This window comes from Bacillus sp. C30, from assembly GCF_040838255.1.
Classification (GTDB): Bacteria; Bacillota; Bacilli; order Bacillales; family Bacillaceae_G; genus Bacillus_A; species Bacillus_A mycoides.
The window spans coordinates 1-10,400 of record NZ_JBFPJH010000111.1 but is presented as its reverse complement, the minus strand read 5'-3'; the positions used below and the strand labels follow the sequence as shown (position 1 = coordinate 10,400).

The window sequence follows — 10,400 nt, the reverse complement described above, 5'->3', positions numbered from 1 at the left end:
CTGTAGTAGATAGTACTGTTCTCGTATTAGGTGAGACTGGAGTGGGGAAAAGCCGATTAGTACGCCATTTGCATGAAGTGAGTCACCGGAAGAATGAAAGTTTCTATGAAATTAATTGTGCGGCATTGCCGACGAATTTAATCGAATCTGAGCTTTTTGGATATTCAGGTGGGTCTTTTACAGGTGCAAATCGTGAAGGGAAAAAGGGGCTATTAGAATCAGCGCATAAAGGAACTCTTTTCTTAGATGAAATTGGTGAAATGCCGCTTGAAATTCAAGCGAAGCTTTTGCAAGTATTGCAAGAAAAAACGTTTCGTCCTATAGGTGGAAGAGAATTAAAAAAGGTGGACGTTAGAATTGTAGCGGCAACAAATAGAGATTTAAGTACGATGGTGAAACAAGGAACATTCCGGAAAGATTTATACTATCGTCTGAATGTCATTCCAATTTCAATTCCGCCACTTCGGGAGAGAACAGAAGATATATTGCCGCTCATCTATCATTATTTACAGCATTTTAATAAAAAGTACGGACGTGATGTAAAGTTAGCTCCTAGTACGTTACAAATGTTTGTAGGGTACCCTTGGGAAGGAAATAATAGAGAGATTGAAAATGTAATTGAACGAATTGTTATCACTGCAGATGATTTTGTAATGGTAGAAGATTTGCCACTATCTATGCAAGAGGCCACAGTTGAACAATCCGGACAAAGTCTTTATAGAATGCTGGAAGAGGTAGAAAGAAATATCATTCTTAAAGCGTATAAAACGTATGGATCAAGTTATAAAGTGGCTGAGTTTTTACAAATAAGTCAATCTGCTGCCACTAGGAAGATTAAGAAGTTCATAGAGGAGGAAGAAAACATTGGATAAAAAAGCGACGTTCGTAAACTTAGATAAAAAAGCGATGTATATAAATGGTGAGTGGATTACACTGCAAGAACAAATCGAAGTGAATAATCCAGCGACAAAGGAAGTATTTGCAACTGTACCAAAGGGCGGGATTACAGAGGCAAAGCAAGCAGTTGATGCTGCACATGAGGCTTTTAAATTATGGTCAAAATTAACGGCAGCGGATCGCGCAGTAAAGTTAAAAAAATGGTTCACGCTCATTGATGAAAATAAAGAAGAAATTGCAGCAATCATGACGAGAGAGCAAGGGAAGCCGTTTGCAGAAGCACTTGGTGAAGTGAATTATGCAAATAGTTTTGTTGAATGGTACGCAGAAGAAGGAAAGCGAATATACGGTGAAATGATTCCTGCTTCTCATCCGAATAAGCGTATTTTAGTTATGAAGCAACCAGTTGGGGTTATGGCAGCTATTACGCCTTGGAATTTCCCGGCTGCTATGATTACGAGAAAGGTAGCTCCAGCACTTGCAGCAGGCTGTACGGCAGTTGTGAAACCAGCGAGTCAAACGCCATTAACTGCATTGAAGTTAGTTGAATTAGCACATGAAGCAGATATTCCAAAAGGTGTAATAAATATTGTAACAGGTAGTGCAAAAGCAATTGCTGATACGTGGATGGAAGATGAGCGCGTTCGAAAAGTTTCCTTTACAGGATCAACTGAAATTGGAAAAGAATTAATGGCTAGCGCTGCGCAAACGATGAAAAAGGTTTCGCTTGAATTAGGTGGTCACGCTCCATTTATTGTTATGAATGATGCTGATTTAGATAAGGCAGTAGAAGCGGTAATTGGTTCGAAATTCCGTAACGCAGGACAAACGTGTATATGTACAAACCGCATCTTTGTTCAAGAAGAAGTGTATGAAGAATTTGCAGGGAAGTTCACAACAGCTGTAGAGCAGCTTAAAGTCGGAGATGGATTCGGCGAAGGAACAACTGTAGGTCCACTTATTGATGCGAATGCAGTTTCGAAAGTACAAGAACATATTGAAGATGCAATTCAAAAGGGCGGAGAAGTTTTATACGGTGGCCATAAATTTGCAGAGTTAGATGGTTATTTCATTCAGCCAACAGTAATTGGATTGGCAAATGACACGATGCTTTGTATGAATGAAGAAACATTTGGACCGGTTGCACCAGTTGCGAAATTTAAAACAGTTGAAGAAGTAATCGAACGAGCAAATAATACACCATATGGCTTGGCTGCTTATATTTTCACAAAAGATATTAGCCAAGCATTCCAAATTAGTGAAGCGTTAGAGTACGGAATTATCGGCTTAAACGATGGCCTTCCATCAGTTGCACAAGCACCATTTGGAGGCTTTAAAGAAAGTGGTATCGGCCGTGAAGGAGGCCATTTCGGTATCGAGGAATATTTAGAAATTAAATATATTTCGTTAGGACTATAAGTAGTATACTAGAATCTCTATAAGGTAACAGAGAAGGAGATTCTAGTATGGTATATTGGCTATTATTACTCGTAACAATTATTTTTGAAGTAGCTGGAACGATTGCGATGAAGTTATCGAACGGTTTAACAAAGCTTGTTCCAAGTGTACTTATTTTCGTATTCTATGGAATTTGTTTCAGCGTGTTTGCTATCGTTGTTAAAAAGATTAATTTAAGCATTGCTTATGCAATTTGGTCTGGTGTGGGAACGCTACTTATTACAATCATTAGTGTGTACTTTTTTAAAGAGCATATTAATTTATTCCAAGCATTTTGTATTCTCTTTATTGTTTTAGGAGTAATTGGACTGAAAGTGTCATCGGCATCATAAAAGGCTATCTTCCGGCGTGGAAGATAGCCTTTTATTTTTATTAAAACGCCCAGTTACCTTTACGGAAGATCGGCTCATGTCTTCCATCAGCTGTAATGCCGTCGATATCAAGCTCAGCTGATCCAATCATGAAGTCTTCGTGTGTAATACTAGCGTTTGCGCCATTTTCAGCAAGTTCTTCTTTAGACATTGTTTTTCCGCCAACTAAGTTAAATGCATAAGCATTTCCGATTGCAAGGTGGCAAGATGCATTTTCATCAAATAGCGTATTGTAGAATAAAATATTTGTGTTTGAAATTGGTGAATCATGAGGTACTAAAGCTACTTCGCCTAAGAAGTGAGAACCTTCATCTGTTTCTACTAAATGTTTTAAAGCCTCTTCACCAGATTCAGCTTTATAGTCTACGATACGTCCGTTTTCAAATGTTAACGTGAAGTTATCAATAATATTACCTGCAAATGCTAACGGTTTTGTGCTAGATACTTGGCCGTTCACACCTGTTTTAAGAGGCATTGTAAATACTTCTTCAGTTGGAATGTTAGCCATAAATGCTATGTTCTTTTCATTTAAGCTACCAGCACCAGCCCATACATGCTTCTCTGGAAGTTCGATTGTTAAGTCTGTTCCAGGGCCTGTATAGTGAAGAGCTTTATAATGTTTTTCGTTTAAGTAATCTACTTTTGTATGTAGTGTTTCATCATGTTCTTTCCATGCTTCCACAGGATTTTCTAAATCAGCACGAGTAGCTTTGAAGATAGCATCCCATAGCTTTGTTTCTTGTTCTTCTGGCGCTACGTCAGGGAATACTTTTGCAGCCCATTCTTTCGTAGGAACAGAAATTACGCACCAGCTTACTTTATCTGCTTGTACATAATCACGGTATACTTTCATCGCTTCTCCAGCTACTTTATGAGCTGTTGCAATTTTCTTTGGTTCTACACCTTTTAATAGATCAGGATTCTCTGCATAGATGGACATAAATGCAGCGCCTTCTTTTGCTAATTCTTCACGAGCATGTGCTTTCCAAGAAGGGAATTCAGAGAAAGCTTCTTCAGGAGCTAGATCGAACTTTAAGCGTGTTAACGTCTCATCATTCCAATCAACATATACGTGTTTTGCACCAGATTTATATGCTTTTTCTGTAACGAGGCGTACAAACTGTACAGCCTCAAGAGGTGCACTGATTGATAAAGTTTGTCCGGGTTGAATATTAACACCAACATTGACTGCAAGGGCAGCATATTTCTCTAACGTTTGTTCAAATGACATATGTATAATCTCCTTTAGTTTGAAAGATTTCTTACTATATATAATACAAGAAAATTCTAAAAATATATATAAATATAACGTAAAAAGAGAGCTCAAAATGTATTGAGCTCTAATAGTTATTTAATCGAAGAAGCAAATTGTTCTACAGTCGTTGTATGGTGTATGCGAACACGCTTCATTTTTAACAACTCATCAGGTTCACCTTTCGTAATGAACTGTCCAGGCTTTGTTGTCGTTGCAAATTGATAGTGTTTCTTTGTTTCTGCAACAACTTTATCATCTACATGACCGAATGGATAAGCAATTGCGATAACAGGCTTACCTGTTATTTTCTCTAGCCTTTCTTTTGATCCTTTTAACTCTTCATCATAGTTTGTAATTTTCGGCAAGTCTGCGTGTGTTGCTGTGTGAGATTGTACAGAAAAAATACCTGAATCAACCATTTCTTTTATTTCAGATGTAGAAAGAGCTCCTTCTACATCAACGTTATCAACAATCATATATTCTGTTGCCGCTGGTTTAAATGTATCGTCTTTTAGTTTTTGTAAAACATGAAATGCATTCATATTATTTTTCATACCGTCATCAAATGTAACGAAAATCGGCTTGTTTACTTTATTTATATCGCCCCAGCGTTCAAACGTTAACAAAGTATAACCATTTTCTTTTAAATACTTCATTTGTGCTTCAAAGTTAGCAGGCGATACGAATAAATCTTTAATACCTTGTCCATGATAATCATCAATTGCGTGGTACATAAGAACAGGAACTTTTTGCTCGAAAGTAATAGTAGATTTCGTAAGTGGAATAGTTTTTCCGCCCTCTGTTGTTCCTGTAGCTTCAATTTGATATTCACCGCGTTTTCCTTCAAATTCTTTTATATCAAAGGGAAGTGTAAATTGTTGATTTTTCTCTTTAGAAGAAAAGGATTTAGCACTTTCCTTTCCATCAGCAGTGCGCCAAATTTTATATTGTACTTCGGTTAAAGAATCTTTTATGTCTGTAATATGAATATTTGCGTTTGTAGATTCGTGCGTAATTGGATTATAAGAAATTTTACCTTGTTCCCGCACCGTCTCTTCTTGTTTTTTGACCTCTTGTACCTTTTTCTCTTTTTTAGGTTCTTGGCTTACATTGCTAGTATTACAGCCTACTAGAATAGCAGATGTACATAAAGCAATCGCTGCGTATTTTCTCATAAAATCACCTTCTATTGTGTATTATGTTGCATGCTTACATTAAAATCCCCACCGCTATAAGAGAGGTGGGGATATACCCTTGTTCATCATATCATTTTTAGGTGAATGGTAGGTTAGTGACTTTGAATAGAGGTATTCTTGCGTTTCTTATTTGATTTGATAATGATATAACCTACTACAAAAATAAGAGGGATAATGAATACATAGATTGGCATTCCCCATACAGAATAGCTTTTCATGCTTAAAACTAGTAAGTGTAAGAAGTCGAAAAGGGCGTGAGCTTTCATAATATCCTCCAATATATTTTTTACAAATTATAACATTGTTCATTTGTAATTTGTATATTTTGGTAAAAAATTTAAGTTAATTTTAAAATAAGAGAAAGGTTTATTAATATGCAATTTTGCATATGTAGAGTAGTTTCTATTAAAATATCAGGATATTGGACTATAATAAGAACCGCTATAAATGTAAGTAAGAATGATGTACGGAGTGGAGAACAGAAATGAAATATAAAAAACTAGTATATATCCTTTTCATATCGCTATTCATAGTCGGTTGTCAAAGTGAAGTGAGTAAAGCGAATAGTGTGGAGGAGTATATTCTCTTTTGAAGTTGTTATATCAATGGTTTTGATTGCGTTGGAAACTATTTGGTCACGTTTATTTAAAATCTTTTTCCATATATGCAACTACTTCCTCTTGTTTTGATGGGTATAAATGACTATACGTATCTAATGTAGTTGAAACACTTGAATGCCCTAATCGTTGAGCTACTACCAGTGGGCTAACACCTTTGTTAATTAAATAAGATGCATGCGAATGTCTGAATTCATGAAGTAGAATTTTTTTGATGCCAGCTATATTCAAATAATTAGCGTATTTTCTGTCTAGAGTAGTTGTGGATATACAAGTATAAAACTCACCAAATACAACATAATCATTTTTTAATGGTGCTTCTACTGTAGCATGTTTTTTTAACTCTTTCAATAAATTGAGGATATGTATGGGTAACATGATAATTCTGTTTGATGATTTTGTTTTTGGTTTTGTGATTTGTCCTCTATAAACAGTTTTATTAATGTTAATTGTATTGTCTTCGAAGTTTACATCTTCCCATGTTAATGCTAATAATTCACCTTTTCTAGCCCTGCTGTAATATAATGCGGAAAAGTATGCTTTGTATAATGAATCATCTACAACTCCGATAAATTGTTTGAACTCTTCAAACTCCCAGAAATTCATTCGTTTATTTGATTCCTTTTCAAAATTACCTGTAATTCTTGCGGGATTATTTGTAAGTCCGTGAAACTTAATAGAGAAATTAAATATAGCGGAAAGTACAGCATGAATCTTTTTTAGATGTTTGGCTGAGTATGTATTTATAATTTTGTTTTGATAATTCATGATATGTCTTGGCACGATTTGTTCTATTTTTATTTTTTCAAACTCAGGTATTAGGTGATTGTAGATAACATTTCTAATGGTTGCTATTGAAGATTCTTTTCTCCTCTGACAATACCAATCAAAATAACTATCCGCAACTTGAGTAAAAGTTAAGCTTGAGTTCGTTTCTTTTTCAACTAACATTTTCGCTTCAGCTTCACGTGCTTCCTTTTTCGTTTTAAATCCACGACGTTTTACTTGTTTTTGAGTGCCATCAAATTGACGGACTCTGACAACGAAAAAATACGTTCCTCGCTCTTTATCTTTGTAGATCACCATAGGAAATCCTCCTGTACATATAAAGATTGATAGTTAAATTTATTGAGTAGATTATAACTTGTTTGTTACCAAAAGAAAAGACTCTCAAAATAAATTGAGAGCCTTTCTCCGACTTGAACCGCTTTAATTTTAATAACATATTACTTAACATAAAACAAATTTCCATTCATAAACAGTATAGTATATTGGAACTCTGAATAGTTTGAAAAAAGAAAAACTCCACATGGTGTAGTGGAGTTTGCCAGATGTTGCAATTAGAAATGATACATAAAGTAAGGGTGAAATAATAGTAGCATACTAATGGTGTGACACATGTTGAGAAAGTTCGACATTTGTTTTTGGTGATATTGCAATGCAATTTAGAATTGGTTGGTTGCGATTATTAAAAATTGGCTGGTTTCTACATTGATTTTATGTAGAATATAATAAATAATGAACTGTTATTCAGCAGGAGTGTAAGTTTTTTGCTACCATACAAGTATTATTAATTTTTTTCTTTGAAGTTATATTGAGAAATAAAATAGAGTGTGGGATAGAATGTAGGTTCGTGATAAAATTGGATTTGTATACAGTATATGGATGTTTCCTTCTTTAATAGACGGAATAATTAGAATAAATAAAACATAAAAACTCGCAGAGCGTGTGTAAGAGGTGCACCCAACAAAGCCTCGCACACCGTTCATCCTAGCTACCTTAGGACAAATACTTGCATCATACGAGTTCCTCGTCAGTGTAACACACACCTAATAATTTTAGAATGTGTCCTGAGTTGAGAAAATTAAAGCTGAGGGCTTTTATGTTACCGGATGGAGGGAAGATTACTTTGAAGTCGCTACATGTTGAAATTTGTGAATTAATTGACAATAGGCCTGAGTTAACATATGCGAGTGTTGCTGAGGCTATTGGGGTAAGTCCCCAATATATGTCTAAGTTCAAAAAAAGTGGGACAATTAGTTTTTGCGGTCTCTTGAAATTGTCGCAAGTATTGACGTTTCCTGATGAAAACTACAAAACTACCATGCGTGATTTTTGCTTGAAAGTTGATACAACAGAATTAATCAAACAAAGCTTCGAATACGCTTCGATTACTAGGGATATTGAATTGTTAAAACGCTTGATAGGAAAATATCGAAAAGATAAAGGAAGTATTCAGGAATTTGTGGACGTTTACGAAATATTGTATCGATATATGTTAAGGGAGATTGATGGCGAATCACTGATTAAAGAAATAAATAGCTTACGCCAGCCTACGGATTGTTGTTTGCGAATATTAATTAGCATTATGAAATGCTATGGTTACTATTTTTCTAAAGAGTTCTCAATGATGATCGGGCTTGGTAAAGAAGTAGAGCAGAGACTGAGACAGTTAAGCGGTGGACGTAAGGATTTTATCCAACATTGCTATTTTTATAAGGTATACGAGGTCTTAGCGCCTGTACATCTACGATCAAATAACAGAGATATGGCGAGAAAATATGCTTCTATTATTAAAAATGCCAACGTTGGTATCAAGGCTATTTCGGATGCATCATATATAATTGGCATGTCTTATTTACTTGAAGATAAGCAGAAATGTTTATCAGTGCTAAAAGAAGGCTATGATTTATCTAAAGGGATTGGTGATCAGGGCTACGAGAATGAGGCGTTTTATAATATGAAAATGGTAGAAATGTATTATGCTGCGGAAACAGACGGAACGGCTAGTGTATTGGCTGACGTTGACAAATATGCTCAAGTTTTTTATCAGAAAGAAAATGAAGACTTTATTGTGTTATTTAAGGCAATGCGAGATACGTCTAATGAAAGCTTACATAAATGTCTTCAGCAATTCTTTACTCAAGGTAATTACTTTTTTTCCAGTTTAAGCGCAAGAGAATTATATAAGCGTGGGGAAGATTCTGCTATAATTAAGTGGATGATGGATTATAAACAAGAGGTGGGAGGGAATGAATTTGAAGAAGAAAATATTGATATTTTCGGTGATGTTGACTTTAATACTGATGCCGTTTGTTACTAATAAGGGATTAGAAGAACATAATTTAGGTAAATATGTTAATTATATGGATGTTAGACCAGGCGGTTGAATTATAGGGAATCACTTAATGAATTTAATTAAGCGGTTCTTTTTTATTTGTCAATATATTTTGCTGAAAAAAAGCAATTTGTTTTTTGGTTATTCTGGATATTTTTATCAAAATTAGTAATAAAATTATAGAAAAGGGGCCGATTTACAATGGTTGATGAGATAATTGTCTATAGAGGAGATTAGATAATATGAATAAAGTAAATGGTGAAAAAGTTCAAAAGGAATGGGAAAACGTAGAAGGAAAAATTAAAAAGATGTTAATACTGGAACAGATTTTCAGTAAGGACGAAGAGTTTATACATATGGTCAATAAAATTAAAACCATGATTAATACTCAATAATCATGGTTATTTTTCGTGTATTTTAAGTAAGTCATCAATTAAGTTCATAATCGTTTTTTTTGTTTCTGATGGCATATTATCAAGACGTTTCATAAGTTGGGCAGTTTCAGAATTGATGTTTTCAGTTTGAAGAGAAGGCTCAGTTTGTAAACCTAATAAATAATCTATCGATATACCTAATACGGTAGCTATTTTATAGGTATTTTCTCTCGAAGGGCTTTTTCTATTAGTTTCGTATAAGGATATTGCAGAACGATTAACATTTAAAGCGTCCGCTAATTCTTGTTGTGAGATATTTTTTTTTGTACGCATAAATTTTATACGGTCTCCTAATGTTACCATTACTAACACCCCCGGTTAACTGAATTAAACATTTCTATGATTATAATAACTAAAATAAGTAAATGAAGCAATGCTTTTTTAAACAAAACCATTAAAGTGCATAAAAAAGGTTTGCAGAAGAATTCATTTTGCAGTATGATGTTAACACAAGTAACCGAAGGGAGATAAAGATGAAAAGATTTGATGGTAAGAAACTTTATTTATTAAGGAAAAATAGAGGGTTTTCACAGAGGGAATTAGGAGAGTTGTTAAATTGTAGTCACTCTTTAGTTAACCTTATGGAGAATGATAAGCTTCAACCAACAACTGCGAAGTTATTAGGTATTTCAAGTATCTTTAAGGTTTCTATAGATGATTTATTTATTGATTTTTTTTAACTTTATAGTTAACAGAAGTAACTGTATGTAGAATCTAGAAAGTACTTTTAAAAGGAGCGATACCCATGCACAAAAATTTATTCATCGTCCGAAAAGAGAGACGCATGACACAAGAGAAGACAGCAAATTTGATTCATATTTCACCGAGAACATATTTTGCTAAGGAGCACGGTAAAAGTGACTTCACCTTGAAAGAAGCCCAAAAACTAGCAAAATACTTCAAAACCACAGTGGACGAGCTGTTTGAGAAATAAATGAAGGATTACATTGAACCCGTCGTCATACGAACTCAATATGAGTCATTCCAAGTGCATAGAAGAGGAGATGAAACAGTGAATGAAGTGATATATTTATCAACTGACGTCAACGTAATC

11 protein-coding genes are annotated in these 10,400 nt (G+C 34.6%); 7 read left to right on the top strand and 4 right to left on the bottom strand.

What is annotated here, in order from left to right:
* The 3 genes from AB3X49_RS12575 to AB3X49_RS12565 all read left to right on the top strand — a co-directional run.
* On the top strand, positions 1–872 hold an 872-nt coding region (locus AB3X49_RS12575; protein WP_367962426.1), incomplete at its 5' end, for a sigma-54 interaction domain-containing protein.
* A complete protein-coding gene (gene gabD / locus AB3X49_RS12570) occupies positions 865–2,316 on the top strand; it encodes an NADP-dependent succinate-semialdehyde dehydrogenase (RefSeq protein ID WP_002139416.1) in 1,452 nt (483 codons plus the stop codon). The genes AB3X49_RS12575 and gabD, both read left to right, overlap by 8 nt.
* Positions 2,317–2,363: 47 nt before the next feature.
* Positions 2,364–2,687, top strand: coding sequence for a DMT family transporter (locus tag AB3X49_RS12565; RefSeq protein WP_002029495.1), 324 nt, complete (start codon positions 2,364–2,366; stop codon positions 2,685–2,687).
* A gap of 40 nt (positions 2,688–2,727) precedes the next feature.
* On the opposite strand, the gene AB3X49_RS12560 is transcribed toward AB3X49_RS12565, so the two are convergent.
* From AB3X49_RS12560 to AB3X49_RS12550, 3 genes are all read right to left on the bottom strand, one after another.
* Complete coding sequence (locus AB3X49_RS12560; protein ID WP_367962421.1) at positions 2,728–3,957, bottom strand: aminopeptidase; 1,230 nt, start codon at positions 3,955–3,957, stop codon at positions 2,728–2,730.
* A 116-nt stretch (positions 3,958–4,073) separates the two neighbouring features.
* Positions 4,074–5,156, bottom strand: coding sequence for a polysaccharide deacetylase family protein (locus tag AB3X49_RS12555; protein WP_367962418.1), 1,083 nt, complete (start codon positions 5,154–5,156; stop codon positions 4,074–4,076).
* Between the two features lie 662 nt (positions 5,157–5,818).
* Positions 5,819–6,880: a tyrosine-type recombinase/integrase gene (locus AB3X49_RS12550; protein WP_367962416.1), complete on the bottom strand. Its 1,062-nt coding sequence runs from the start codon at positions 6,878–6,880 to the stop codon at positions 5,819–5,821.
* Positions 6,881–7,676: 796 nt separating this feature from the next.
* Here AB3X49_RS12550 and AB3X49_RS12545 point away from each other — a divergent pair.
* Together AB3X49_RS12545 and AB3X49_RS12540 are read left to right on the top strand one after the other, a co-directional pair.
* Complete coding sequence (locus AB3X49_RS12545; protein ID WP_367962414.1) at positions 7,677–8,897, top strand: AimR family lysis-lysogeny pheromone receptor; 1,221 nt, start codon at positions 7,677–7,679, stop codon at positions 8,895–8,897.
* A 257-nt stretch (positions 8,898–9,154) separates the two neighbouring features.
* Positions 9,155–9,307 (top strand): hypothetical protein, encoded by a 153-nt coding sequence (locus AB3X49_RS12540; RefSeq protein ID WP_367962412.1) that lies wholly within the window; start codon positions 9,155–9,157, stop codon positions 9,305–9,307.
* Positions 9,308–9,313: 6 nt separating this feature from the next.
* Here AB3X49_RS12540 and AB3X49_RS12535 read toward each other — a convergent pair whose 3' ends face one another.
* Positions 9,314–9,649 (bottom strand): helix-turn-helix domain-containing protein, encoded by a 336-nt coding sequence (locus tag AB3X49_RS12535; RefSeq protein ID WP_367962410.1) that lies wholly within the window; start codon positions 9,647–9,649, stop codon positions 9,314–9,316.
* Between the two features lie 170 nt (positions 9,650–9,819).
* Here AB3X49_RS12535 and AB3X49_RS12530 point away from each other — a divergent pair, with 170 nt between their 5' ends.
* A complete protein-coding gene (locus tag AB3X49_RS12530) occupies positions 9,820–10,026 on the top strand; it encodes a helix-turn-helix domain-containing protein (protein WP_367962408.1) in 207 nt (68 codons plus the stop codon).
* Positions 10,027–10,091: 65 nt separating this feature from the next.
* Positions 10,092–10,280: a helix-turn-helix transcriptional regulator gene (locus AB3X49_RS12525; RefSeq protein WP_367962406.1), complete on the top strand. Its 189-nt coding sequence runs from the start codon at positions 10,092–10,094 to the stop codon at positions 10,278–10,280.
* The last annotated feature ends 120 nt before the right edge of the window (positions 10,281–10,400 follow it).